The sequence below is a fragment of the Cellulosilyticum lentocellum DSM 5427 genome, from assembly GCF_000178835.2.
In the GTDB taxonomy this organism is placed as follows: Bacteria; Bacillota; Clostridia; order Lachnospirales; family Cellulosilyticaceae; genus Cellulosilyticum; species Cellulosilyticum lentocellum.
This window is the reverse complement of sequence record NC_015275.1, coordinates 982148-1008290: the sequence shown is the minus strand read 5'-3', so window position 1 is coordinate 1008290 and position 26143 is coordinate 982148. Positions and strand designations below refer to the sequence as shown.

Genomic DNA, 26143 nt, shown 5'->3' with positions numbered 1-26143 from the left:
TAAGATACTAAACTCGCCCACTGCTACTGCAAAAACACTTGCTATTAAGGTACTAGGCTCACTTCCAGTTTTATAGAATAGCCACAATACGACACCTATGAAAACAAGTAAAAAAGAAAGACACCTATAATGATGCCTTTCATGAATCTACCTTTTTTCTTCTGCTTTACCTTTGTTGCTTCTTTTTTCTTAATAGCTTCTGCCTGCTCTAGTATTTTTCTTTCATCTTCAGTCATAGGTTCCCTCCTATTTAAAATACATTGCAATAACACCCGCAATTATTGCTCCAGCAATACATCTCCATAACCACTTGTTCTGTTCTTCTAAGTCTAATATTCGGTGATTGGCCACTTTAAGCTTATCTTCCATATTTTCAATCTTAAGATCTACAACTGGCATTATATTATCTACAGCCGATTGAATGCTTCCTAGTTTCTCTTTAATTTCCTGTAAAACATCCTGTGTGTCTTGTGGCATGGTGCCCTCCTATCCAAAACTATATTTTATATCTGATTTTCCTAATACTTTAAATGAGTTTATTCCAATAGTGCTACCAATTCCTCCGTTAAAATGTACACAATAGTAATATTCGAACGTGTTTACATCAACTAATATGAATGGATTGCTTTTCCCATACAGGCTCATAAGTGGCACATATACATCTTCTAATATTGTTCCGTTATTAAATGTAGTGTGATACAATTTTATGTTCTCTGCATACTCTACATCTGGACTTACAAATGATATAACTTTGTTTGTAACGTAATTAGTATCGTTTATTGGCCCACAAATTAGTGTTGGGTTAGATAAAGTTACAGCTGCGCCATCTAAATCTAGATATGATCCATTTGACAATGAAAATAGTTGGTCTATATCTAATAACCGAAAAATTTCACTTGATGTATTTGGTTTAAAGTGAAACAGCTTTATTTTGCCATGAGCAACTGTTGATGAGTAAAATTGTAGATTGCTATTAACGACCGGCAAGCTATAACTAGCCTGGATATAATCTTTTATTAAGTTACCACTAGCATCGCGTAATTGATATTTAAGGTAATATCTAGGTACATAATCCTTTGTTTCATTTGTTTGGTAGCTAGTATCATTTAGCAAACCAATATGAATATATCTTTGGTTGTTACAAATAGGAATCTTTATGCCTACTATTTTGTATGTTCCACTTTGCCATTCACTTGCTTCACAATTAAATCCAGTTTTATTAATCATATCAACTAATGCATTTTGCCAATCCAATTTTTTTACGTAATCCCAAGGATAAATGTATGTCACAGGTATATTGTATTCTGTACTAACTAATGCCTCACTATCTACTAAACAACATGGCGTTATATTAAATACGTTTTTAGTTATAGGCATAGGATTCACTCCACCTGTAATAGCACCAACACTAAGTCCATGATTTCTGCCAAGCTTATAAGAAGCACTTGTTGTTTCGGCTGTTCCCCAAGGTGTATTAACTTCCACTCGTACCACTCTCCTCCACTGGCGGTGTATAAGTTGGCATATTAGAATTATGGCTAGTGCATCTAATAGTTCTGTTGCCATTAAGATACTGTAGATCTCCATTACTTAGGAACTTAAACCAATATCCTCCGCTTATATTACTCTGTGTATCTATAGCTGCATTTACAACCCACCCATCTAAATAGTCATCTATGCTAGTCCAGTTGCTACCACTTAAATCAGATGTTGTGGTCACCTTACCATCTGCTGTGATTGTTAACCCATCCCCGATATTTACACCTATGCGTCCATCAGCTTCAACTTTTACTCCCTGAAATTTATCGGGCTGAACAGTCCCAACACTTTCATATGTTGCAACATTAACAGTAGCTAAATTACTAACGCCGTATAGCTGTATAGCTGTCACGTCAAATTTTCCACCAAACACATATTCTACTCGGCTTACTTTATGTGGCACGTCTATTTCAATCCATGTCTTGCCATCTTCTACTATATTAAAATAAGTTCTACTAGCATTAAGCATACTCCCACTAGAATCATAAAAAACCAATTCGCAATAGTTGTTTATACTAGCATCTAAGCTCGCTATTATAAATATAACCCCATACTTATTAGTGCTTTGATTTTCTGTAAGTGTAGTATCTGATTCAATTCTAGAGTTATCTATACTATAACCGTTCGTAATAGGCGTTACCCCGCTTGAGTATGACCACTCCAGTTCAATATCAACCCATTGACTTGCATCACTAATCATGGCTTAAGCACCCCCTCTAAAAAGGCATAAAAAATACACCCTCTCAGGTGTTCTCTATGCCTTAGTTTTAATTATTCTGTTTTTTCTGTTGGAGGATATACTTCGTCTAATACTACAAATACCTCTGTAGCTTCTTCTTCTGTAAGCCATCCATTTAAAAGCCATGTGGCAATGGTTGTTTCATAATATTCTCTTTCAAATCTTTTTGCTCTAATATTTCTAATAATAGTATTTTTAAAACTTGCCATATCCATTCTCCTTTTCTCCTTTAAAATTATTGTTGTGACATAAGAATTATTATGTCTGATAACTCTAAAACTTGTTCTTTTAAGCTTTCAACTTCTTCTTGTATAGTAGGCCCTGTACAATTATCAATTTGTTTTGGCACATATTCTCCATCTATTAAGTCAAAATAATCATTTAGATATTGTGCATAAACCTCCTCGGCTGTTTGTCCTGTTGTCTCATTGTTTGTGAATATCCCATGTTTATTTCTTAAATATTCCAATATTACCACCCCTCCCAATTACACACAAAAGTACAAATAAATCTTACATATGTGTCACTAGGTGTTCCTCTTACAGATACTACCCCGTTAGGTGCAAAACTAAAAACATTGTGTTAGGAGAAAATGGAGTAGAAGTATAAGACTCCATTCCTATATCAAATGCTATAATTGGTTTACATCCGACAGGTAAAACCATTATTGTAGTAGGGTCTGTTTTTACGCCAGTCACAAAAAAGTCGGTAATCGTTACCGTATTTCCGACCCTAGAAATTTTGCATTTAGTTGTTCCATCGTTGTGTTGCCATCCATTTAGCATATCTACTTCTTCTATAGTGTTTAAAACATTGATTTGTTGCGTATTGTTTGCTATTTGCTTGGCCATGGTTCCTTCCACATTAGGATTAGCATGTACTGCGTTAAGAGCCTTTACATCTGTTGCCACTGCATCAGATGTATTAACTACTTTAGTTGTGTCAAGCTTACTTTCTTTTAAATAATTGTCGTTGTCTAGAGCTTCTTGAAACACACTATTCCAAAAACTCGCTTTAGTATGCTCTAGTGTATTTGATAAAAATTGACTAAAACTATTATGCCACGCCATGTTATTACCTCCTATGCTCTTAGCACCTTGGTACCATTTGCATACCATGTGCCATCTAGATATTCCACGTAATCATAAGTATTTTGTTCTATTAAAATCCCCTCTATAGTGCCAGTAAGACCACCATCAAATTTGTAATTAAGAGACGTTACGAGCATATCACCCACGTCATAAATAGTAATAGTATCTCCAATCTGCAAACTTGGGTCTATACGACCCTTAAAGCTATATTTTTCGCCATTATAAATATCCAAACTGTGGGCGTTTACTTGACTAGATGCCTGTATATATGGATTGCTAAGGTAAGTTACTGTATCGTCTACAGTAGCTATTGCTGTACTAAGTATTTTAGTACCTACAATACTAAAATCTATATAACTCGTCACATCACCATAGCCACTACCAAGACTAATACTGCCTCCAAATAAGCCATATTTAAGAGCGCTAAAATAGCTGTATTTTTTAAAGTTAAAATACTTTACAAGTCCAGGAGAATTAAAACTAAACTCATAAGGTATGTAATCTTCTGTAGCTCTTACATTAGTGGCACTATAAAGAGTAGTATCTTCTTCTTTGGTAAATACACTACGTACTAATCTATAATTAGTTTTAGTGGTAACTAGGTCTGTGCTGTTACCACTCTTATCGAGTATCATTTCATTAGGCCCCTCTTTATAAGTAGCTACACTTGTACCAAACTTATACGGTACCAGTTCTAAGTTTTCCCTATAACGTATAATCCCACCTGTGGCAAAAGCAAAAGCCTTTAATTGCTCTTTTACTGTTTTATAGTACAGATATGCACTGTCTAGTGTTCCGTCTACAATAGAACCTATAGTAATTGTTTCGCCCATAAGCTTACTGATAGCAGATACTATATACTCACTTAGTAACATGTTTTGAGCTGCTAGTATCTCGGCTATATTTTTAGTAGGTATATTAGAACCTAACTCTAGCGATAGGATATAATCACTTTTTTGCCATCGAGTTGGCTTGAAAGTGCCGATACATACAAATTCATTTACGCTATTGACCACACATCCTAGGTATACTTTTACTGTAACCTCTTGACCATATTGCTCACTTGTAAGTGCATCAGCCTTTAACTCTAAATTAATCTTGTCATCTTGCAAACAACCTAAAGCAATCTCGCCTCTTTGCATGACATTAATATTAATTATTTTTTCTTGGCCAATAGTAAGAGGGGTAGCATAATTAAACACTACCCTAGCTCTTGCTTTAACCACATTAGCTTTTATGGCTTGTTTAAAAGCTTCAGTTGTAGTTATCATGCTACCTCCTTATAATTCTGTAAGTGTTATACTGCTCTCATCCCAGTAAGCCTTAGAATCTAAAAACGACCTAATAGGTGTTATCCTGTCAGGTCGTTTCATGGTCTTAGTCTTAGTTATGCCATCGGTATCAACAAACTCTACTGTAACCGTTATACTTCCAAGTGCGGTCATTAAAGCATTCATTTTACTTTGGTCTAATGCACCAAGTCCTATTTTAAGTATTACTTTTTCGCCTAGTACGTAAATAAACGTATCCCCTAAGCTATTCTTAACTTCTTTAGTGATGTCTTTATGAGTGACTTCGTACGCCACTATATCAGTTAAGTCTAAACTACCAATTTTAATCAACATCAAAAGTCACCCCTCTTCTCCTAAGTTCCCTTAACATACCATCTACAGAACCTTCTCCTACTTTATCTGCATTCATATTAACAATAATAGGAGCGCCTGCTTCTTCTGTCAAAGCACCATATATAGCACTTAAGGCGCCTATAACACCGTTGTCCTTAGTGTTTACATTTTGCGTAACCGTGCTAGATGTGGAAAGATTAGCACCTATAGAGGCTGTTTCTCCTGCAACTGCTGCTTGCATTTGTGCTACTAGCTCACCTACTGCACCTTTAACTAAATCAACGCCACTTCTAAGTCCTTCAGCTAGTTTACTGGCAGTATCTTGACCTATCTTTTGCGCTTCATCCGGCATTAATCCAAGCTCATCATTTACCTTGTCGGTAAACTCAGCTTTGAGTGTGTCAAACTCATCCTTGTAGAAGCCACTTGCAAGCTCTCCGGCTAGTTTCTGCTTTTCTTCCCATAACGCCAAATAGCTTTGGAAGTCTTTATCTGATTGTGCTAATAACAATTCAGTAAAGTCTAAAGCATCCTCCATATTCATATTGGTAATCGTCTCTAGGAAGTCTTGACTTGCCCCTTTTTGTTTAAGTGCATCTAGTCCTTTACCAAATAAGGTGAGTTGGTTTATATCATCTTTTAGGTCACCAAGCTTCATAAACTCGATATCTTCACCCTTGTCATTTTGCTCTGTGAATTTGTCAAATAAATCTCCAAAAGCTTTAAATTTTTCCTCGAGTGACGTTTGCTTATTCATGATTACGTTGTAGGCTGATTCATATGCTGAAATCATACCAGAATAGGTACTTTCATAATTCTTAATATACTGTTCTTGTAAGGCTTTCTCGTCCTCTAAACCTTGTTTAGTTAGCTCTAACTTAGCTTGATTAGTTTCAGCCAGCGCATTCAATTCTTTCTCTGTTACGCTCTTAGCCTTTGACTCAATATCCTTAAGCTTCTGAGCCTTAGTTTCTTCATCCAAGTCAGTCATTAAGTCGAGTTCTAACTTAGCCAGAACTTTATAAGCACCCTCTAAATCTTTAGACTCACTAGCTATAGACATGGCTTTATTTTGCTTATCTAGCTTAGCCTCTAAATCACTTATAGCCTTTTCCTTTTCAGTTACCTTAGCTTTTTCGATTGCAATGTATTTGTTATAGGCCTTTTGTACTCCAGCAACTCCTATAGCTTCTTTTTCTGCTAGTTCTTTTTCTAGCTGCTTTAATTCCTCTGCAGATAGCTTTTCTTTTAGGGCTAGGTACTCCTCTGAACGTTTAACTTCTAGGCCTTGTTCCAACCTTGCGTATTCCTCTGAGGCATCAAATAGCTGCAATTCTGAGCCCTTATTCGCATCATCATTTGCTTCTTGATTTTCTTTTGCATTTTTTTCAACCTTATCCTGATATTCTTTGGCACCCTTATCCATGATGTCCTGAATATGCTTTAGGTAGCCTTGAGCGTTCTTATCATACTCAGTTAAATCAACAATATCACCAGGCATTTTCATGCCATTATCAACACCATCATCCAATGTTTTGTATTTAGGATCATCAAAACTCGTTCCACTACCACCATAGTACCTACCACTAGAAGATTTATGCAATGTAGAGTCGATTGTATCTTTTCCAATCCCTAATGCATCTAATCCTTTGTCGGCAAGCAAACCTATAAGCCCAAACTGTTTTAGGTTTAGCCTTATACCTTTAGCCAATGTTCCCGGCAAATCTTGTCCTGCCCCAAGTATCCCTTTGCCTATTGCATCTATAATATCTTTGCCAGTTCGTGCCCAATCTACAGCCATTATACCTTCTATAAATTTTTGCATAACTTCATCCGCGCATTGTACAAGCGCAATAGATGCTGAAACAAGAGCATTTACCAATTTACCTATAATCTCTGGTGCTTTATCTGCCAATTTAGGCAATGCCTTAACAATCCCATCAGCTAGACCTATTATAATGTTCTCTGCACATTTAAGCAGTTTTTCAATATTATCTTCTTCTAAAATATAGTCTATAAAGTCTAAAATAGTTTCCACTGCAACGGGTATTAGCTTTGGTAGCGCTTCAGCAATACCTTTACCTAGTTCCAAGATGATAGCTAATCCTGTTTGTAACAGTGTAGGCATAATTTGTACAAAAGAGTCTACCAAAGACATTATAATATTTTTTGCTATACCAACTATCTCTGCAATATTCTCTTGTATCCCTTTACCTAAAGCTTTAATAATATCTACACCTAACTCCAAGAGCCTTGGTATGATTTCACCTATGCCTCTTACGAGTGACATCCCCATTTCTATAGCAGCTCCTGATATGGTCTCTAAATTATCACTCAGCCCCTGTATAAATGACTGTATCAAATCAGAGGCTGCTTCAATCATTTTAGGCGCTGCCTCTGCCACTTTTACAACTATCTCACTAAATACATCACCTAAAGCTACAACTAAACCTTCTAGACCGTTTTTCTCGAATGCACTAGCTAATTTATCTAGCATATCATTAGCGGTCTTTACAACCTCAACCATGGGGTTACGTACATCTTTATAAAAAGTAATACCTAGGTCTGTAAGCTTATTCTTTAATATGCCTATCTGGCTTTCCATAGTGGCGTAACGAGCGCTAGCCTCTTTAGCTAAAGCAGTATTTTCTTTCCATGCTGTGTTACCGATATCCATAGATTTAGCAAACACATCACTTGCGCTACTAGCTCTCAAGAGTGCATCCTTAAGCCTTATCTCTGTGATACCCATGTCATCAAGCACTTTAATAGCACTTATTCCCCTATCCTCAGCAGTTCCTAAGCCTTGGATAAAGCTCATTATTGCACCAGCAGCATCATCTTTAAATGCCTTTTTAAACTGCTCACTGCTCATGCCTGCTACTGCTGCAAATTGACCTAAAGAGCTGTTACCTGTCTCTACCGCTAATGCCATATCAGACATTACTTTACTAAATGCGCTACCACCAGCTTCCGCCTCTATACCTACAGAAGATAAACCTCCGGCTAGAGATAAGATTTGTGCCTCACTCATACCCACTTGTTTACCTGCTCCTGCAAGTCTTAAGCTCATAGCAGTAATTTCTGACTCTGTAGTAGCTAAATTATTACCTAGTGCTACAATTGTACTTCCTAGCTTATCAAAATCGTCCTGGCTCATTCCTGTAATATTAGCTAGTCTTGCTAGACTAGTAGCTGCTTCCTCACTAGATAAGTTTGTAGCATCACCTAATTGAACCATTGTCTTAGTAAAGCTATCTATCTTATCTATGTTTATACCTAGTTGTCCGGCTGCTTCTGCTACTCCTGCTATTTCAGCAGCACTTTGGGGCATTTCCTTAGCCATGTCTCGAATAGCACCTTCTAGGCTTGCGAGCTGTTCCTCTGTTCCGTTTACGGTCTTTTTGACACCCGCAAAAGCTGATTCAAACTCTATACCTGCTTTGATTGCAAAGCCAGCTGCAGTTGCTAATGCTGCTCCTACTGCAGCTAATGCTTTTGCTACACCACCGGCTAGGTCTTTAAGTCCTCCTAGTCCTTTATCTGCTAATCCTTTTAAGCCATTTAGTCCATCTTTAAAACCTTTATTGTTTAACTGGGTGTCAATAATAATAGAACCATCTGCCAAGTATCCTCACCTCTCTTAAGGCTACGGCTCTCAGGCTCTATGTAGCTATTTTTATTTCAATTTCCTTTTTACATCTTTTACACTTTATATAGGTGCATTTACTTTCCGCTTTACCGTCCTCATACTGTAAAAGCTTATACCCACAGTGAGGACATATATACCATTTCCTCATACGCCCTCCTAGCTAAAATAAAGAAGAGAAGACATTTACAATCGCTTGCTCCTTCTCCTCTTCTGATCTGTTATCTGGTAATTTATAAAGTCTCTTCATTCTTTGATAGTATTCTTTTTGAGACTTAGGAATTTTGGCATCTATTTTCATAGCACGATAACCCATAATCTCAACTATCTTACAATCTTTTAGGCTCTTGAACAAAGCTTTAAACTTCCACCAGTGCAATTCCTCAACATCTTGTAAATCAATATTATACTGTTGTAGAAAAGCAGAATAGATATACTCATCATCATGCTCGTAAGAGTAAATAGCTTTGTGATCTGATTTGCTACTACTTGATTTTTTCTCGAGTTCTTTACCACATCTATAAAACCAAAGTAGCCTATTTACTGCTTGGGCCTTATCATGTGGTTTGTGCTTGTAATAAAGATTAATGGCTAAATCAAGCTTTTCTTCCATAGGTATCTCTTTATCTTGCATTAACTCCTCAAATAAAATAGACACCCTAAAATCCGTATTTATTGGATATTTAAGAGTGTCTATTTCTACACTTTGAGGTAATAAGTCAACCAGCATATTCATTATTTTGCCCTACGCTGTGCTCTATTAAGAGTGTACTTAGCTACACGTTCATCCATCGCCTTCTGCTCTTTTTTGGTTTCCTCACTAATCATATTGATGAAACTCTCAAAGGCTTCATAGTGTGTACGATAGTTGTAGCTATCACCAAAGAGTGCTTCAGCTGTACCTGCTCCGCATGCTTCATCAAAGAAAGTTTTTACAACATTACATTGTTCCTTAATTCTTCCTGAAGCACTTAAACCCTTAGCTGGATTAGTATTTTTTACTTTTAGCAAAGCCGCCTCATAATTTTCTAACTGTACTGCATCCATCACATCGAAATTTAATTCTACATCGTTTACTTTAATCATAGGGTTATACCTCTCTTTCTAATATTAAACACTTGGTGTAAATGTAAGACCATCAGCACTTAATGTACCTGTTACTGTGATAACCTCACCGTTGGCTTTAAAGTCTCCTGAATATGTGTAAGCGTCTGTACTTCCACCTTCACTAGATGGGATAATAGAGAAATCTCTCTTATATCCTGTATAGGTTTCACTTCCAGCATCACCCGTTTTAGTAGTTAGGTCAACCATGATTAAAGGTCTTGTGGCCTCATCGTTAATCTTCTCTCCATCAATAATACCCACAATATCCTCGTGTACATCATTATCTAGAATTTGATCAAAGGCAAACGCGATAGAAGGCTCATACCCAACTACATTTGTCCTAGCTGCTTTTTCATCCACATATCTACGGTTGTACTCTACTGGATTATGACTTTTACTTGCATCTGTAAAGCCTTGTGCCCTTTTGTAAGCGTAAGTTACGCTACCACTACTTCCACTTGGTACACCATAAAATAAAACCTTGTCTTCTCTTGCTACTAATTTCATTTAAACTCCTCCTTTATAATTCTAAATATATTAACCTTGCTTGAATCTGATAGATACCTGAATCAGCCGTATTACTCATTAAGTACCCGCATGTTAAAAGTTGTACTTTAAAAGGTATTTTCCCTTCTTCCATAGTAGGTAGAAATTTATTTTTGTTATTTGTCTCTATCCACTCACCTAATTGTTCATAGAATCCGTTGTTATCTAGATTTGATAAAGTGTCATTTCCCCAAGCTTCTCTACTTTGAAATATAAAAGTAAATTGTTTTTTTGCCCCTCCATCTGCGTATTTTTGCAAGATAGGATTAGTGGGGATTGAGTCAATGTTATAGTTAAATCCATTACCAAGATAATCAACGTTTAATGCTCCCTCTTTCAATAGTGGACAAGAACAAAAGTAATTTCTAATGCTTTCTAATATTGTCATGCTCTACCTCCTGCTATTTGAGCTGCACCATTAATCCATTGTGCTAAATGGTCAGCCTTGGACCTCTCAAACCAAAAACTACCTCGTCTAGAATCTCCACTATGAAAAGTAAGGTCTTTTTCAGTAACTACTTTCCTTTCACCTGCTCTAGCCCATGGTGAATTAGACTGCTCACCAACCATAACCTTACCGTAGTATAGATACTTAGCGTACACGCTGTTATATACCACTTTACCACTACCTATTACGGTGCCAGTTATACCACTCTGCTTAAGTTTACCAAAGTCAAAAGGTACATAAGGCTCGGTTGTTCTTAATACCTCACTATCTAGAAATTTTTGTACTCTTCCCCCGACATCTAGCCCCCTTTGAAGTACTGAGGCATTAATATCATAAACTTGCATACGAACATTTATATCCATTAAGCTCCACCTACTTCCCAGTGTCTCATGTTAGCACTACCAAAGTCCTTTTTATCAACTTTGGTAATGTCATGTACATCATCATGAGCTTTTTCTAGATCAGTAATCTTAGTAAAGTCCTGGTCTATTAAACCTTTACAGATTTTATCTCCAGGCTTAAGTGTCCAGGTACCTTCTGCTCCTGTATAACTTTTAGGCTCTACATAGCCACTTAGCATTAGCGGTATGAAAACAACCACGCTATCAGCTTTCTCCATACCACTTTTTTTAACATTAGCACCTTTGCAGTTATCCCAGAATACACCCTTAATTTGAGTACGCTTCCAGATATCTAAGCGTGTTGTAGCATCGTAGCACTTGCAAAACAAAGTGATATCTGCATTCGTATACAAACTACCACCCCCTATACATTAAGCCTGTATGAGCTAAATACTGCTTTGCTAGTGTATGCTTTTTCTCGTTAATATTAAGAACATGACCACTCTTATCCGTAGCTGCTGCATATTGTACGCTGTACTCTCCGACTTTCTCAGATACCTTTTGCATATCACCCTCTTGGCTTGACTGTTCGTAACTGTAAGTAAGTTCAGCTAAGGCGCAACACGCTTTCTTAACCTTATCAGAGATAAGCGTTTCGTCATTTACAAGTCTGTCAAAGGTAACACTGTCAATATACTCACTGGAACGTGAGGCTAACCTTGGAAAGTCAGCCTCGGGAACCATAGAACCTGCATATTCAGTTTTATAAAAACTATAATCTGCGTATGCCATATAGCACCGCCTTTCATTATCCCCTAGAGATTACTCTAGCAATTGGGATAGCTTTGTGTGGGAATACTACAGTACCATCTGTTGATGCAGCTAATGACCAATTAGCGCCATTTTCAAGCTGTGCATCTGTTGGCGATACGATTGCACTATTGGTAAATGAAATACCTTTAGGTGCAAACATTTTTCTTTGTCTGCTGTAGAGTGTATCTTCTCCACCATTTGTAGATGGGTCTCTGTATACTTCACTTGGCACTTTTACGCCACAGTCAGCGTATTTTATAGCGCCTTTGCCTAACGCATAAGACACATAAGCATCTACAGTAACTGTTGCAGTTGTTTCGGATGCTGTAGCTACTAAAGTAGCACCACTTGCAATTGTAAGTTCTGGTGTAGCTGTTGCCACATCAGTTAAGGCATTTGTAGCTGAAATTGTCACATTCGTTGTTGTTGATGTTGCTGTGATATCTGCATCAGCGTTAAGGATTGCTGCGATTGCAGTAGCTTGTTTAGTTGCTGTATCATCAGCAGCTGCAACTGTGTATTCAAACTCTTTACCCATAAACTTAATACCAAGTTTTTCTCCTGTTGCTCCTGCTGTTCCTACTGCAATTTTATATGCACCTTTTGTTGTAGCGTACTTCATAATAGGCATTCCATCATCTTCTAATACAAGACGACCGTTTAAGGTTCCTATAGTAAGTGAACGCTCAATACCGTCTTTGTCTGTGTATTTGAGATAATCCAGAACTTTCATATTCTCTAAGTTTTTAACTACTACAGAATGCATGATAGCCACAGCAAACTCTTTACGTTTGTCTCCCATAGCTTTTTGAGTTGCGCTGTTAAGAGTTGTAGCATCACACGTATTGTTTGTAGCTTCTGCTGTAATGTCGTAAGTATGATTAGTAACAAACTTAACATTCTCTGTACCAGTCATGTTAAAGATACCTTTAAGAATACTGATAAGTGTATCTTGATCTACATCATCCCAATACTCTCCTACCTGTTCTGCAATGTTTTGCATGAAGTCCTCACCACTTGTGATATCGTATGTGAAGTCCTCTTCTGTCCATGCATCTGCACGACCTACAACAACTTTACCCTGTGCAAGCGTTTTACTTCTTTGAGAAGTAATGTCTGTGCCACCGTCATAGTTTTGTGTTCCTTTTTCAATAGATCCTTTGATGTGTTCAGTAGAATAGTTTGTACCAGTTTGTGCTGACATAGCTGCTTTAGCTTTATCATCATTCACTAATGCACCACTTTTTAGCAGCTCATTTCTTCTAAGGTGAGGTGTTCTTTCCTTGTATGCTTCAAAAACTGTACTATTAAAAATCTTTCCGTCTAATACTCCCATTTTCTATTCCTCCTTTTATTTTATAAATATGGGGTGATATCCATGTCTGGGTTAGCGTTTTTAAGTGCCATTAGCTCAGTCATGGTAATTTTTTTACCTGCTGGTGGAGTTTTTACTCCTGGTAATGTAATTGTAGGAGGTTTTTTAATATCCTCCTCGGCAAATGCTGTAGGATTAGCAGTCTTGAGTTCTGCCATGAAATCGTCTGCACCTAAGAACTTGCCATTGTCTAGCTTAAAGTCTTTTGCCTTTAATTGAGCGAGTACGGCTTCTTTTACAAGCTCACTAGTAAAGTTGTAAGTGCCAATATACTCTTTCATTGCAAAATCTCTTTGTTGCTCGTCTAACTTAGTCTGTAAAGCTTGTAAGTCAGTATTGTACTTGGTTTCCCAATTAGTAGCCGCTTGCTTAATGCCCTCAATATCCATATCCTTATAGCCTTGTATTTCTTTTTGTGCATCTTCTGCTTGCTGTTTATACGTATCTCTTTCAGTTTCTGCTGTTGTTAATTTAGCTCTAACGGCATTGACGTCTTTACCGTTCTCAGCCATGATGAAATTAATCTGTTCCTCTGTTAATCCCTGTGCCTTTAAATCTTCTGTTTTCATTTCTTTTCACTCCTTTGATTGTTTTAGGTCTGTAATCACCGACCATTAGTGATGACCGTTTTAGGTCTAATCATCTGACCATTTTTTGTATTTTATTACATAATAAAAGGCGCTAGATAGAAGTTACTCAGCGAGGCCCTTTCAATTCCTGCTTTTCCCTTAAGATTTATCTAACGCCTTAATACGACATAATATTTAATTTTCTTATACTATAATACATTTATCAGCTTGGCAGAGCTGAAATACTGAAGAGAAAGCGAGGTGATATTATGCCAAATCAACATATAACACCACATCAAGATGGTTGGCAGGTAAAATCTGAGGGAAGTACAAAAGCTACAAAAGTTTTCCCTACCCAACAACAAGCTATTGATTATGGTCGTGATCTTGCTAAAGGCCAAAAAACTGAATTAATAATTCATGGCCGTGATGGCAAAATTAGAGATAAGGATAGTTATGGAAATGATCCTTGCCCACCTATAGATACTAAATACTAATCATTAAATATTACTTTAACTACAATGTTTTCATTGGCAGTAGTAATTAATTCTTTTGTTATTACTGCCACCTCTTTTTGCTGTTCTTCATCATAAATAACAACTTTTTTCACATCATGTGATAATAACTTATTATCCTTCATACATCTAACCTCTTTTCTTCGCATAAAAATAGCACCTATCCATCTAATTTGAATAAGTGCTATTTTAGTCTATTGTAATTATTACATTTTCTCCTAATGTCTTCTCTAAATCATTTAGCTTATCATGAGCGCTATTATCTTTATACCATATATCACAATAATGATATTTAGGATGTTCGTCGTCCTCATTACTTAGTTGTCCATTGTATTCAATAATGAACTTATGATCCTCTTTCTTTAACCAATCATCTGCTACCTCTACAAATAATACCTCATCGCTACTTATGCCATAAACAGATGTAATTGCAGAGGTTAGCTGCTCATTACTTATTTTATTTTTACTAAATATCTCTCTGCTATCCACTACAATACACCTCCTTGTTTTAATATATTTGTCAGCCTTTTGATATCATTGTCTGTTGCTCCCATGCCACGTAAGAACTCATTAAGCCTAGGATTATCTTTCTCTAGTTTTATTTTTTGTAACCACTTGTACTCATTTCTACTTAACGTGATAAATCCATCACCTTTAACTGGATATAGACGATTTCCATGGTACTTATAAGTCCTTCCATTTACTGTATACTCTTCATTTACTCTAGTATATAGTCCTTTCTTAATATCTTCAATATCTTTATCGACATTAATATGTGGCATTATGATGGTATTATCTGTTTTAGCACTAGAATGTTTGTTGATGGACTGTAAATAATGCCTTTCTCTCATTGGAGGTTGTAAGTCCTTGAGTTTTTCTAGTTCCTTAGTTTTTCCCAAAATCTCTTTCTTAGCTGCCATAGTAGCTTTTTGTGCTTGACTCTTTCCAAATCCACTTACTTTAATCCTATTATTTCTTAATGGCAGATCGCTCTCTTTTATGAAATCCCTAAGCTGCTGTTCTTGTTGCTTGAGTTTAACAGATTTAGCAGTGAAATCTTTTTGCAATAGTGATTTCAAGTCATTATCCTTAGCAATACTAATAGCACTTTCTAAAGCTATTACCTGCCTTTTAGTACTTCTTATTCGGCGCTCATATGCTCTTTGCTTTTGAGTATTGTTATAATATTCTTCTGACTCTTTAGCGTCATGAGGATTCCCTAGTGGTACAGAGATACCTTCAAAAAATGGATAGAAGTTATGTCTGCAGTTCCATCCACAAAGTCCATCACCTGAACCATAACCTGTAGCTTCTGCTAGGCCTTTATAATGTCTATGCTTGCCACTTATACTATAAATACCACCTTGCCAATCAGCATGAGAAGGTCTAGCTCCAAAGTGTGAAGTAACCTCTACTAAGTCACAGTCCATTTCACTAGCTAGATCAAGTTGAAGCCTAGCACATGTTTGATTGATTCCTGTTACTACTGCCCTACGAACAGCTACATCTACTTGATCTGTATGTCCACTTGGATATCTAATAGTCTGTAAACCTTGTACACCTAAAGTTCTTATTGCTCTTTGGATAGCCTGTTGGTAGCTAAAAGCTCCGCTATTAACTTCTAAATAAGCTCTATCTAATAAGTCCTCAAAAAGCTTGTTGGAAGTGTTTGCAGTTGTTCTACAGAAATTAGACATTAGTCCATTAGTATTTTTTATACCTGCTTGTAAGGTTTGATTTAATGCTATAGAGTTCATAAACTCTGTCGGGTCTTTACCAGCTAGAGCATATATCTTAGCATCACTTTCTAAGGCTTTTATTCCGGCATTCTTGAATAGCTGCTTAACCTCTTTAGTAGACTTGCCTAATGCTCTTGCTACTTGTTTAGCTATTTCATCCTGGCTTAACCGCATTTCCATGGCTTTTCTTATTTGCCATTCAGCGGTACCAGTCATTCTAAATTCTTTACCGTCAACACCAGCTATTCTCCTAGAGATATCTGCTATTATCGATGATTCTAAATCCGAATAGATATCAACTATTCCTACTGGTAATGATTCTAAGTAAGAAGGTGCAAGCATCTAAACCCCTCCTCATTTATTAAATCCTAAAATATCATCATCTTCTTGTGACTCGCCCTTTGCCTCTTGTATCTTAGTCTTGGCAGTAGTTTCATCCTCACCATACCACTTCATACGATACTCTACCTTGCTCATAATACCGTCACGCATTTCTTGTAGGTCTCTTAAGCGTTCTGCTTCTGCATCCACAACGATGCTATCATCCCAAACGAATGATGTTTCATAATCCCCTTTAGCTGATAATTTATAAACAGTAGCGTAGGCATCCATGATATAGATTAAATGCTCCAAAGCACTTTGTAGGCTCTTTTGAATATCTGATACAGTAGAATAAGAGCGCTGTTTTGACTGCTTGACTTCTGTAGCTGTTTTAGCTTCTTGCTCTGGATCAGAAAGAGTACCATAGGCCAAACCACAATTAAATTCTATTAAGCGTAATAGCTTATTAAGTCCTCTGCTATGACTTTCGTCCCTAATATCAGGCGAGTATTGCTCGTAGAATATTTCTTTTGCGTCTGCATCGAGTGTTCTAAACAGCCGTTCCTTACCTTCAGGAACAATGGGTTTTCCTTTGTCATCTTTCTTGAAGGCTGTTATATCAATATCGACTGCCCTCTCAGCTGATTCAAATTCCCATAGCCCTCTGCTGTATTGCTTGTCTGCCTCCTTGATTAAATCAATGGCTCTACCAAATACCGACTGGCCTAGTGGTGAATAAGTATCCACATTATTAGCAATAGGAATTTTAAAATAAGCAAACATAGGTCTCTCAATATTCTCTACGTTAGCTGCGGGTGTGAGGTCCTTCCATTCATCTACTTCAGTAAGAGCTATCTCATTACCTAATGAGTCCTTCATGCTAGACTTAAAGGCTTTATTTACTATTCGTTCTTTTGTACCATCAAATTCATGATACTCTAACCTAGTATAAGTCTTATCTCCTATTTGCTTCTGCTCTACGAATGCTGCAGCTGTTATAGTACTATCTGAACCATACCTTACTGGGTAAAAGTAGTCTGCCTGAACATACTCGACATTGATGTTTTTACCATCTAGATAAGGTTTAAATACCAGACCACCTTTAGCACATGCGTACTCGGTGTATTGTCTAATGCTCTTAATAACTTTTTGGTACTGCTCATTAAGATATTTAGCTCTAGCACTTTTTCCTGTTACTTCACTCTTAAGCTCTAGCGTTACAAGCCTTGCTATCTCATTCGAGATTGATGCAGGTAATCCCATTGTGGATACGGTATCGCTTAGCCATGGGGGCTTATTTTCGTACAAGTTAGCCCATAGCTCAATAGCTCTACTCATTAACGTATCTTGATCTATTTCTACTCCTAATGCTTTCTCGATACTATTAACCGGAAACAACCTTCTCACCACCTTTCCTATGAATTCTTTTATTCTTTCAAACATGGCTTTTTCACCGCCTTTTGTTTAGTTCTACTGTGCTTTTTAAAGCAAAACATAAAAATAAGACCTAGTAAAATTACTAAGCCTTGATAATACGTTACTACACACCACAAATAAGAAAAAGTTATCTGTGTAACTTGACTTATGAATTAATAAACTGTTTCATGCTTCTTTCGAACGTATACTCCATTGAATCTAAACTGTCTATGTCTGTGCTACCATCATCTAGACGCTCATCTTTGGTTAGTTCCTTCTCGTTCCAAACTGCGTCACTTAAAGCATCTTTTACAGTTTTACAGTTATCACAATACCAAAATCTAGCTGAACCCATAAGCATTGTAGTACAGCGTATACGGTCATTAACAGTTTCTTTAATCGCTGGTCTTACTGTTATGCTTGGGTACTTATCACCGATAGCTTTCTTGATACCACGTCCTAGGACTGTTTCTGCATTATCCCAGTATACGTAATCAATAGGCCCATACTCAGCTAGTACTTTAGCTATAAACTCTAAGAGTAAATTGTTTAAATCATCACTTAATAGCTCACCAAAATGTCGTTCTGACCTAAGTAATATTAAATCTTTATAGCCTCTTGTTTTAGCTGTGACCACAAAAGCGTGGCCTGATTTATTACCACCAAAGTCTACGCCTACACATATCTCCATGATAGATGATTTAAGAATTTGCTTAACCCCTATATCATCACTAATATGATCTACTATCTTACAGTAAAATGCTTTAGGATTATCCGCAAACTTGCGATAAATTGCTCCCTCAGCTCTTTTCCAAAGGCCTTTAATGTATCTGTCGTAGTAAACGGTACCCTCATACTCTTTACAGAGCTCCTCTACAAACTTAGGATCTAGAAATGGATTATCGAATATAGTATATGTCTGCAAATAAATATCTGCGTTAGAGTCTAAGAACTCTTTAAGCCAATGAGTAGGATTCTGTGGGTTAAGTGCTCCATCAAAGCAGCTATAAGGTTTATCAAGACGAGACTTGAGCATTTCAAATACTTCCTTACTCCAATCTGCTACCTCATCACCATAGCAATACTTAATGCTAGACCCTCTTAGCTTAGATACCTGGCTAATTTTCTCAGCTCCTAAGCAATAAACATCCTCACCAAACATACGGCATATATTCTTTGAGTTGATCTCGCCTACAAGTTTAGGTCCCCATATTTGCCTCATGGGCTCTATGATGTTACGTTCTATGGTTCCTTTAGATACTCCTAAAATAACTACAAGACCTGCTTTTCCTATTCGTGATCTAATCCTTTTAGGAATAACAAAGTAATCCATATGAGTTTTACCCGAACGAGTGGCTCCAGATTTAAAATTCCATCGCTTATTAGCATTCTCAAAATACTCTTGCTGCTTTACACTAAAAGGCATATTAAATCACACCCTTTATTTCAGCCAGTACTTTATCCAACTTATCAAGTTCCTCTACATTGTCCTCACCTTTAGCTTTTGCAGTATCTACTTTAAGTTTTTCGATACGTGCTTTTTGTTCTTCTGTAACTAAATCAGGGTTAGATGATAGCAGTTCATTGTATTGCTTAATCATACTTCTAAGTTCTGCTTGTGCTCTTGCTTGTGACTTCATGAAGTTAGCATGTTTATCCCAAGCCTGTTGTACTTCCCATTTTTCAGAATCAACATTACCCGAGCCTTCCATAACCTTCTCAATAGTCTTATCCTCTCTATCTTTTACATACATGATTTGTTGCGCCCTACATATAGCAGCATAAGCAATCATTATTTGATCCCAAAGGATGTCAATTGTAGAACGTTGCTCTATGGTCTGGATTATCTCTAATGTTTCATCAGGAAGATATTTAGCAAACAAACCATTCTTTTCAGCATTCTTATTATTAAGTGGAGCCCCACCATCATTTCCTACAGCATTTTTATTACCTTTAGGAGCTCCTCTTTTATGCGAACGTTCGCTTTTATTTTCCGAGCGTTCATTATCCCACTTGTAAGTGGATTTCCACCTTCTCACTGTACCATCTGGAAGATTTAGTTGACTTGCAATCTCAACTAATTTCATTCCTTTCCTAAATAATACCTCTGCTTCTTGTGCTTTTGGATTCGGTGCTCTTGCCATATCACCACCTCACTTTAAGTTGTTTTGGAGCCTAGCGCTCCTTTTTAAAAACAAAAAGAGTATGCCTGCACACACCACATGTACCAAACATACCCTTTTTATTGTAATGTAATCTGATTTTACTGCATTTTTCTTTTGTTGCTATCTACAAGTGTTCTTCAGGAACATAGCAACGATTTACCATTTACGAAAGTCTGTCATCTAATTGTTAAACTTTCATACTATCATAATAACATATGTGTAAATGGCACCTTTTTTGCACCTTTTTTGCATATTGTCAAGCTTCTAACTTTAATCCTTCTATCCCGAAGAATAATACTGATAACTCATTGATAGCTGTTTTATGCTGCCTGCTTATAGTTGCTATATCGCAATCCATGTCTTCAGCTAACTTCTCCATAGTCAAATTATCTGATATGTACATCTTATCAATTATATTAGCTCTCTTTAATTTATTAACATCATGTCTGTTCATAGCTTCTTGTCTGTGTGCTTCTAAAAATTTATCAATAAGATCTACTATAATTTGAGTTCTAGCCTTTGTCCTCTTAGCAGACTTTATATAGTCTTCACTGTGCTCTTCTTTAACTAACGTTAGCTCCCAAGCTTCTAACGTGTCATCTATTTCCTCTATGCTATTACCACATTCAATACAATGCTGCTTAAATTCATGATAATTTCTAAGGAGTAGCTTTGTATTATGATATCTTTTATCGTATTTACCTTCAATTTTTTTAGTCACAATTTTGTCCTCCAATCTTTTAAAAAAAGCTCTTGACAACAACACGGTTTTGCTTTATTTTATTTCTTCTTTTCTTTACTCTACTCTTCTTTACTCTACTTTACTTTACTCTACTTTACTTTGGGGATTTCTGTAGTACATAAACTCCTTTAAATGGTGTTAAGTGAGAGTTATTGCATACATAAACCCTAAGTAGTGAGGGTTATTGCATACATAAACTCACTAAACTATGCGATTTTGATTCCAAACAGTCCGAAAATAAGCTCATTATCTTTAGGCTTCATGTATGACTTAGTCATATCCACGCTTTTATGATGAACAATAATTTGTATCTCTTCTATGGTAAAAGCTCTACCAAGCTTCTTACATAAATAGTGTGTTCCATTGCCTAGGTTTTCTATTACTGAGTGTCTGAATGAGTGAGGTGTAAAATATGGTGTGCTAGGATCTAATCCTTTTAGAATTTTATATAAGTCTCCAACCCAACCTCTTAATGTGCTAGTAGTTTCCACTGGACCATACTTGCTCTGCCAAAACGCCCCTTCTTTTTTAGTACTAAGGTGTAGCTGTATGCTCTTTTTGGAACGCTCATGTAGCAATATGTACTCATACCTCCCGCCCTTACATTTCACTTTTAAGTATCCTTTACTAGTAGTCTCTGAATCAGTAACCTGTAACACTTCATTGACACGAGCGCCTGAATCATATAGAATATCAAGCAAACATAAATGCTGATACATTTTATGTTCTAGCAAATAGTTTCTTAGTAGGTCTATTTGCTCCTGGCTTAGAAAAGCAACTGGTCTTACTGGTTCTTTTTCTAAGCCCTTTATGCGTGATGCCGGATTTCTGAAGTATTCCTCATACTCGTCGTCATCATCTTCTGCGTACCCCATCATGGTACGAATTGCACACAATAGATGATTTATGCGAGCATTACTTACTTTTCTTTCTTCTGCCATAAAATACTTAAACTCTTCAAAATGACGTTTCTTAAAATCAAGTACGCTCATATTCTCGTTAAACAGCAGATTCCAGCAAAGGAAAAATCTAAGATCATACCCATATTCTCTTATTGTCCCCTCACTTTTCTTATCTGCCTTACAATTTCTTAAATATTGTTGCATTAATCTCTTGTTAATTTCTAGTACTAATTCCCACCGCTCTTTCGTGTATAAGATTCTACTCATTTTAAATTCTCCAATCTAGTATATTTAACAGTCCCCCTGACGTTACTAGCTTGTTAATTTATGCTACTTCCCAAAGTCGAATTTGTTTAATCTAATAAGTCTAGATTTTCATAGATATTACCGATTACTTCAATCTCATAATCACACCATCTATATCTAGTAATTCCACTACCTGAAATACAAAAACTAGCGTCTTTAAATTTAACTTCACCATTTATATCAATATTAACTTCTCCAGGTATATAATTATCTTTTACTTTAACTATGTCGCCCTCATAAATTTCCTTACCGTTCTTGTCCTCTAGGCCTGTGTACTGTTGTGGTTCTTTAATGTCAACCCATTGTTCACCTAGTTCATTTTCTATTAGCATTACCCATTGTTGCTTATATTCCTGGAACAATATTGTTTCACCATATACAAATTGATCTCCATCAAATTCCTTGTTATATCCTCTAAACTTAATCTCTCTCATGATTCCCTCCTATATAGAAGGTGCTAGACTAAGCCAGCACCCTATGTATTTATTTCATAAGTAAATCATTTGCTATCTTTTCTTCGCATTTCTCACATCTGCAATCATAATAATAAGCTTCTTCTACTGTTAGTTTTCTGCCACACACTACACATCTTTCTACTTGTCTATGTAGTACCCTATCAACCCATTTTAAAAATCTGTATTTCAATATTCTCACGCTCCCAAAAATCAGATTTGTTACACTTCTTTCATTTCAATTCCATTAAGTATTAGTTTATTAATTTCCTTTTTACCTAACCATTTTTGCCATTGACCACAGTCTTTACAATATAAACCTGTTTGAGTTGATGCTTTCTTTTTCATCATTGCCATATTTGTGCTACCACATCTACATTTAATTGACTCCATAATCTTTTCACCTTCCAAAACTTATATTTTAAATGTTTTCATGTATCCACCAAAACGGAAATGTTACTAATAACACTATTCCTCTTACTAAAACTAGTGGATATCCTAAGAGTACACACATTATAAAACGTACTGTATATTCTGGTTTAATAATCCACTTCTTATGTTCTGCTAAGCAATGCCATTGCATTTTTATTTGAAATTCAAGCTCGGGCAATACCATAAATCCTTTATGCTCTATGTTTTTGCCACATATCGGACACGTTCCACTTACTCTTACCGTTCCCATATATACCACCTTTCCAAACTCTGATTTTATTTACCCAAGTAAGAATAAACTAATGTAATCTAGCGACCTTCCCAAACAAGCACGTTCCTTTATCACCATAACACCCATAATTCCTTTTACAATGTGTTCTCCAGTAATCTCTTTTTTTCACAGCGACGTCACCCCTTTCAATTTTGGATTTTAAATTATCTCCCTTTCACTTCTACCTTTACTAATTCACCTTTTCCGTTCTTTCTAAATAACTTGCCATTAAGTGCATCAATATAAGTTTTATTACCTAAATCAGCCATTAACTCATTCCATTCAATAGAATTAAATTCTGGATTGCTGCTATACTGTTCAACTTTATTGATTGCTGCTTCTAACTTGCTTATTCCCATAATCTCACCCTTTTCAAATTCTTATTTTGATGTACTTTCCTATAAACTTGATTACTTTTACAAAAAACTACATTTACTAAATATAATTTTTGTAATATTATAAATATAATAATTATTATTAAATGGAGGTGTAGCAATGAATCTAGATATTTTTAGAAAATATGAATTTCTTTTTCTGTATGCTGTATTTATAGCTGCCCTATATGTTACTTGTAAAATACTATATATTTAATCCATTACTCTCCACCATGCCCCTATATCTAGGGGCTTATTTTATTTAAAAGCATCTCACCTTTTAACGCATAAACTTTATATTTAGGTATATATTAATAATGTAACGATTATACTTATGCCAACAGACATTTATTCAATCTCTAACTAAGTTTCCAGGCCCCTTATTGGGGCCATTAGTATTTAAAAATTCATTTTGTTAATATTAATGATTTGCTTCATAAAATGCCCAGGCAAAGCCCATCGGTGTCGCACTTCTTATATTTGCCCAATCCTGTCTAGACAAACCTTTCTTTCCAAATGTACTCCCGTTGATATGGTTCTCACCTGTAGGATCAGTTCTTTTCCAAAATGGACTGTCCTTCATAAATGGTTCAATTCTTTTTAATACTGGATTATTAAATTTTCCCCATAGCCATGTTGTTTTGTTATATCTATTTTCTGCTTGTTCTTCTTCTGATTGTAGATATCCTGCAAAATCGCAAGGATTGAACTTAAACTTAACTTCACCTAATCCTGTATTAAGCTTATGTATTCTGCTCATTGGATTTTCAACTACCCAAAACGCAGGTTCAAAGTAATCAACTATTTCTAACGTTTTCTGTACTAATTCAATACTTTTAGCTGTAGTCCCATCTGCATCTTTTCTAGCGAAATGCCTTGCGCCACTTAATGAGAAATCTGTACATGGACAAGCTGCCAAAATACCATATACTCTTTCTTTAGGTATCTGTTTGTAATCCCACGTAAGTATATCTATACCTGCTTGCAAATCAACCTGTATAATTTCAAAACCATTTTCTCTGTATGGTCTTGACCAATTACCTGTTAAATCAAATAAGCTTAAAAGAATATTTCTTTTCATATTTTTTATAGGAGGTTCCTTAAGGATTTACGTGGCCACGACCTCTTTCCTCCTATCTTTTTTACTTAAACAAAAAGTTATTTGTTACTTTCAAAACTGCAATGCCCATCCATAGCGAATACATGGCAATATACACATGGTTTTTCAAAAATTTCATGGTCTCTATTTATGCAATGCTCACATGGACTTATACAAGGTGCAAATCCTTTACTAGCCATCTCACAATTTATCTTTAAATCACAACCGTCACACTTCATTATGCTCACCAGCTCTTCTAAAATGTTCATATCTAAACTTTCTAGTTAACCATCTTTTGTATTTTTCATCATCTTTCTTTATGTACCCTATAAAACCATGTTGTTTTGAATACTTATTATCTACTTTTACAAAATCATACATCTTACCTTTCTCAAACAGTGTCCCATCTCCAAACATTGTTTTTACAGTATGTACGCACAATAACTTTTCTTCCAATATCACACCTCCTTTTCAAAAAACACTTTTATAAGATTTCAAAATACTTTTCTACGATTTCTTTTACCTTTTCAAATCTATGATGTTCTTCTATATCCTTTTTAATTTCTTTTTTCTTGTACCCTTTAGAAGCATTATCTTCTTCACCTATATATTTTTTCATCCATCTCAACGCAACCGATAGATTTATAAAATTCTGTATATATATGTCACCTTGTTCATTTATGTTATACCTCTGCCTTATCTCTGGTGTTTCGTAGTTATATTCTAAGTCGCCTAGATAATCTCTCGTTGATGGGCCTTTATACTCAATTAACTCTCTCGACATATTCTTTGCTTGTTCTATGAAAGACTCTTCATTGAAGGCTACAATAAACATATGATATGAGTGCCAGTACTGGCTTGTTATAAGCGTATACTTGTAATCGCTCATTCTCTTTTCCTCCTTAATTAAAAATACTTTTATTTATCTCTGAGTGGACACCACTTAGGACTTGTACTATGCTCATTTCCTCTTATGTACCTGCATGTAATTACCGGATGCTCGCATCTCCTATAAGTTCGATTAGGGCATTTAGGTCCATACATGTATTTACATTCCTTACACTTTGGTACTGCCACGGTCTCACCTTCTTATAAGTCAACTTTAAACTCCTTAATTTCCTGCTTTAGCTTTTCAAGTTCTAGTATTTGTTTGCTATGATCTTCTATAGCTTCATCTATCTTTTGAGTAAGTAGCCATTTATTAGCATTCACATGAGTTATAGAATAGTTATTCATAGACTTGTCTACTGCCTGCTTAGTAACTCCTAATACTTCAGCCAACTCTGTATATTTAATCCCTGTTAGCTGTTTAAACCTTTTAAACAACTCTTTCATTATTTCACTTCCTTATAGTTGACTATTTATATTTTTAGTCAAACAAAATCAACTTTTATTTACCATTGATTAACTCATTAGCTACTACTACCTTTGCTTTTTCACAATCCTTAAGCTCATTATTTTTCTTTCCGTGCAATGCAAGTATGTAAGGCACACTATATATGCATTTATTAGCCACTTCTTCAGCCCATTTCATTAAGTCTTGTACCTGCTGTTCATCCATGTTTTT

Annotated in this window: 38 protein-coding genes; 1 reads left to right on the top strand and 37 read right to left on the bottom strand. The window is 36.0% G+C overall.

The features are described 5' to 3' along the window. Positions 1-95: 95 nt before the first annotated feature. The 19 genes from CLOLE_RS22825 to CLOLE_RS21610 all read right to left on the bottom strand — a co-directional run bounded on the left by CLOLE_RS22825 (position 96) and on the right by CLOLE_RS21610 (position 13842). Complete coding sequence (locus CLOLE_RS22825) at positions 96-236, bottom strand: hypothetical protein (protein WP_013655873.1); 141 nt, start codon at positions 234-236, stop codon at positions 96-98. A gap of 10 nt (positions 237-246) precedes the next feature. Continuing rightward, positions 247-477, bottom strand: coding sequence for a hemolysin XhlA family protein (locus tag CLOLE_RS04375; RefSeq protein ID WP_013655872.1), 231 nt, complete (start codon positions 475-477; stop codon positions 247-249). A gap of 9 nt (positions 478-486) precedes the next feature. Continuing rightward, on the bottom strand, positions 487-1485 hold the full coding sequence (locus CLOLE_RS04370) for a hypothetical protein (protein ID WP_013655871.1): 999 nt from the start codon (positions 1483-1485) through the stop codon (positions 487-489). After that, a complete protein-coding gene (locus CLOLE_RS04365) occupies positions 1475-2239 on the bottom strand; it encodes a hypothetical protein (RefSeq protein ID WP_013655870.1) in 765 nt (254 codons plus the stop codon). The genes CLOLE_RS04370 and CLOLE_RS04365 overlap by 11 nt, the downstream gene beginning before the upstream one ends. Before the next feature lie 71 nt (positions 2240-2310). Beyond that, positions 2311-2487: a hypothetical protein gene (locus CLOLE_RS04360; protein WP_157864037.1), complete on the bottom strand. Its 177-nt coding sequence runs from the start codon at positions 2485-2487 to the stop codon at positions 2311-2313. 26 nt (positions 2488-2513) lie between these two features. Then, positions 2514-2756, bottom strand: a complete 243-nt coding sequence (locus CLOLE_RS04355; RefSeq protein ID WP_408610347.1) for a hypothetical protein — start codon at positions 2754-2756, stop codon at positions 2514-2516. A gap of 70 nt (positions 2757-2826) precedes the next feature. After that, positions 2827-3348, bottom strand: a complete 522-nt coding sequence (locus CLOLE_RS04350; protein WP_013655867.1) for a hypothetical protein — start codon at positions 3346-3348, stop codon at positions 2827-2829. 11 nt (positions 3349-3359) lie between these two features. Next, the gene (locus CLOLE_RS04345; RefSeq protein WP_013655866.1) at positions 3360-4640 is read right to left on the bottom strand and encodes a hypothetical protein; all 1281 of its coding nucleotides are present in this window, start codon (positions 4638-4640) and stop codon (positions 3360-3362) included. A 9-nt stretch (positions 4641-4649) separates the two neighbouring features. Beyond that, positions 4650-4994, bottom strand: a complete 345-nt coding sequence (locus CLOLE_RS04340; protein ID WP_013655865.1) for a hypothetical protein — start codon at positions 4992-4994, stop codon at positions 4650-4652. After that, positions 4984-8622, bottom strand: a complete 3639-nt coding sequence (locus CLOLE_RS21615; RefSeq protein ID WP_013655864.1) for a phage tail tape measure protein — start codon at positions 8620-8622, stop codon at positions 4984-4986. The genes CLOLE_RS04340 and CLOLE_RS21615 overlap by 11 nt, the downstream gene beginning before the upstream one ends. A gap of 184 nt (positions 8623-8806) precedes the next feature. Continuing rightward, positions 8807-9379, bottom strand: a complete 573-nt coding sequence (locus CLOLE_RS04330; protein WP_013655862.1) for a bacteriophage Gp15 family protein — start codon at positions 9377-9379, stop codon at positions 8807-8809. Beyond that, a complete protein-coding gene (locus CLOLE_RS04325; RefSeq protein ID WP_013655861.1) occupies positions 9379-9729 on the bottom strand; it encodes a DUF6673 family protein in 351 nt (116 codons plus the stop codon). The genes CLOLE_RS04330 and CLOLE_RS04325 overlap by 1 nt, the downstream gene beginning before the upstream one ends. Positions 9730-9753: 24 nt before the next feature. Further along, positions 9754-10257: a hypothetical protein gene (locus tag CLOLE_RS04320; protein ID WP_013655860.1), complete on the bottom strand. Its 504-nt coding sequence runs from the start codon at positions 10255-10257 to the stop codon at positions 9754-9756. Positions 10258-10270: 13 nt separating this feature from the next. Then, positions 10271-10684, bottom strand: coding sequence for a hypothetical protein (locus tag CLOLE_RS04315; protein ID WP_013655859.1), 414 nt, complete (start codon positions 10682-10684; stop codon positions 10271-10273). Next, positions 10681-11106 (bottom strand): minor capsid protein, encoded by a 426-nt coding sequence (locus CLOLE_RS04310; protein WP_013655858.1) that lies wholly within the window; start codon positions 11104-11106, stop codon positions 10681-10683. Before CLOLE_RS04310 ends, CLOLE_RS04315 begins: the two co-directional genes overlap by 4 nt. Next, positions 11106-11498 carry a DUF6751 family protein gene (locus tag CLOLE_RS04305; protein ID WP_013655857.1) on the bottom strand — a complete coding sequence of 131 codons (393 nt, stop codon included), beginning with the start codon at positions 11496-11498 and terminating at the stop codon, positions 11106-11108. The genes CLOLE_RS04310 and CLOLE_RS04305 overlap by 1 nt, the downstream gene beginning before the upstream one ends. Position 11499: 1 nt before the next feature. Further along, complete coding sequence (locus CLOLE_RS04300) at positions 11500-11877, bottom strand: head-tail connector protein (protein WP_013655856.1); 378 nt, start codon at positions 11875-11877, stop codon at positions 11500-11502. A gap of 16 nt (positions 11878-11893) precedes the next feature. Beyond that, positions 11894-13234 (bottom strand): hypothetical protein, encoded by a 1341-nt coding sequence (locus CLOLE_RS04295; protein ID WP_013655855.1) that lies wholly within the window; start codon positions 13232-13234, stop codon positions 11894-11896. A gap of 20 nt (positions 13235-13254) precedes the next feature. Continuing rightward, the gene (locus CLOLE_RS21610) at positions 13255-13842 is read right to left on the bottom strand and encodes a phage scaffolding protein (protein WP_013655854.1); all 588 of its coding nucleotides are present in this window, start codon (positions 13840-13842) and stop codon (positions 13255-13257) included. A gap of 269 nt (positions 13843-14111) precedes the next feature. Between CLOLE_RS21610 and CLOLE_RS04285 the strand changes: the two genes are divergently transcribed. After that, complete coding sequence (locus tag CLOLE_RS04285) at positions 14112-14339, top strand: DUF2188 domain-containing protein (protein WP_013655853.1); 228 nt, start codon at positions 14112-14114, stop codon at positions 14337-14339. Here CLOLE_RS04285 and CLOLE_RS22820 read toward each other — a convergent pair. The 18 genes from CLOLE_RS22820 to CLOLE_RS22805 form a co-directional block, all read right to left on the bottom strand. Then, on the bottom strand, positions 14336-14482 hold the full coding sequence (locus tag CLOLE_RS22820) for a hypothetical protein (RefSeq protein ID WP_013655852.1): 147 nt from the start codon (positions 14480-14482) through the stop codon (positions 14336-14338). The two genes, CLOLE_RS04285 and CLOLE_RS22820, sit on opposite strands and share 4 nt — an antisense overlap. Positions 14483-14546: 64 nt before the next feature. Next, on the bottom strand, positions 14547-14846 hold the full coding sequence (locus CLOLE_RS04280; protein ID WP_013655851.1) for a hypothetical protein: 300 nt from the start codon (positions 14844-14846) through the stop codon (positions 14547-14549). Next, positions 14846-16438 carry a phage minor capsid protein gene (locus CLOLE_RS04275; protein ID WP_013655850.1) on the bottom strand — a complete coding sequence of 531 codons (1593 nt, stop codon included), beginning with the start codon at positions 16436-16438 and terminating at the stop codon, positions 14846-14848. The genes CLOLE_RS04280 and CLOLE_RS04275 overlap by 1 nt, the downstream gene beginning before the upstream one ends. 12 nt (positions 16439-16450) lie before the next feature. Beyond that, positions 16451-17860: a phage portal protein gene (locus CLOLE_RS04270; RefSeq protein ID WP_013655849.1), complete on the bottom strand. Its 1410-nt coding sequence runs from the start codon at positions 17858-17860 to the stop codon at positions 16451-16453. Between the two features lie 139 nt (positions 17861-17999). Next, on the bottom strand, positions 18000-19259 hold the full coding sequence (locus tag CLOLE_RS04265; RefSeq protein WP_013655848.1) for a terminase large subunit domain-containing protein: 1260 nt from the start codon (positions 19257-19259) through the stop codon (positions 18000-18002). Between the two features lies 1 nt (position 19260). Next, complete coding sequence (gene terS, locus CLOLE_RS04260) at positions 19261-19977, bottom strand: phage terminase small subunit (protein ID WP_013655847.1); 717 nt, start codon at positions 19975-19977, stop codon at positions 19261-19263. A 277-nt stretch (positions 19978-20254) separates the two neighbouring features. Continuing rightward, a complete protein-coding gene (locus tag CLOLE_RS04255; protein ID WP_013655846.1) occupies positions 20255-20719 on the bottom strand; it encodes a hypothetical protein in 465 nt (154 codons plus the stop codon). 227 nt (positions 20720-20946) lie between these two features. After that, entirely contained in the window at positions 20947-21909 is a 963-nt protein-coding gene (locus CLOLE_RS04250) for a tyrosine-type recombinase/integrase (RefSeq protein WP_013655845.1), read from the bottom strand. 86 nt (positions 21910-21995) lie between these two features. Beyond that, positions 21996-22382: a YopX family protein gene (locus tag CLOLE_RS04245; protein WP_013655844.1), complete on the bottom strand. Its 387-nt coding sequence runs from the start codon at positions 22380-22382 to the stop codon at positions 21996-21998. A gap of 49 nt (positions 22383-22431) precedes the next feature. Continuing rightward, complete coding sequence (locus CLOLE_RS22815) at positions 22432-22593, bottom strand: hypothetical protein (RefSeq protein WP_157864036.1); 162 nt, start codon at positions 22591-22593, stop codon at positions 22432-22434. 29 nt (positions 22594-22622) lie between these two features. Further along, positions 22623-22793 (bottom strand): hypothetical protein, encoded by a 171-nt coding sequence (locus tag CLOLE_RS22810; RefSeq protein WP_013655843.1) that lies wholly within the window; start codon positions 22791-22793, stop codon positions 22623-22625. Positions 22794-22821: 28 nt separating this feature from the next. Further along, positions 22822-23082: a hypothetical protein gene (locus CLOLE_RS04240; protein ID WP_013655842.1), complete on the bottom strand. Its 261-nt coding sequence runs from the start codon at positions 23080-23082 to the stop codon at positions 22822-22824. Positions 23083-23267: 185 nt separating this feature from the next. Continuing rightward, positions 23268-23462, bottom strand: coding sequence for a hypothetical protein (locus tag CLOLE_RS04235; protein ID WP_013655841.1), 195 nt, complete (start codon positions 23460-23462; stop codon positions 23268-23270). A gap of 436 nt (positions 23463-23898) precedes the next feature. Continuing rightward, on the bottom strand, positions 23899-24558 hold the full coding sequence (locus CLOLE_RS21605) for a DNA cytosine methyltransferase (protein WP_013655839.1): 660 nt from the start codon (positions 24556-24558) through the stop codon (positions 23899-23901). 246 nt (positions 24559-24804) lie between these two features. Continuing rightward, on the bottom strand, positions 24805-25032 hold the full coding sequence (locus tag CLOLE_RS04225; protein ID WP_013655838.1) for a hypothetical protein: 228 nt from the start codon (positions 25030-25032) through the stop codon (positions 24805-24807). A 28-nt stretch (positions 25033-25060) separates the two neighbouring features. Then, entirely contained in the window at positions 25061-25465 is a 405-nt protein-coding gene (locus CLOLE_RS04220; protein ID WP_013655837.1) for a hypothetical protein, read from the bottom strand. A 200-nt stretch (positions 25466-25665) separates the two neighbouring features. After that, positions 25666-25911: a hypothetical protein gene (locus CLOLE_RS04215; RefSeq protein ID WP_013655836.1), complete on the bottom strand. Its 246-nt coding sequence runs from the start codon at positions 25909-25911 to the stop codon at positions 25666-25668. A 55-nt stretch (positions 25912-25966) separates the two neighbouring features. Continuing rightward, complete coding sequence (locus CLOLE_RS22805; protein WP_013655835.1) at positions 25967-26137, bottom strand: hypothetical protein; 171 nt, start codon at positions 26135-26137, stop codon at positions 25967-25969. Positions 26138-26143 lie beyond the last annotated feature (6 nt).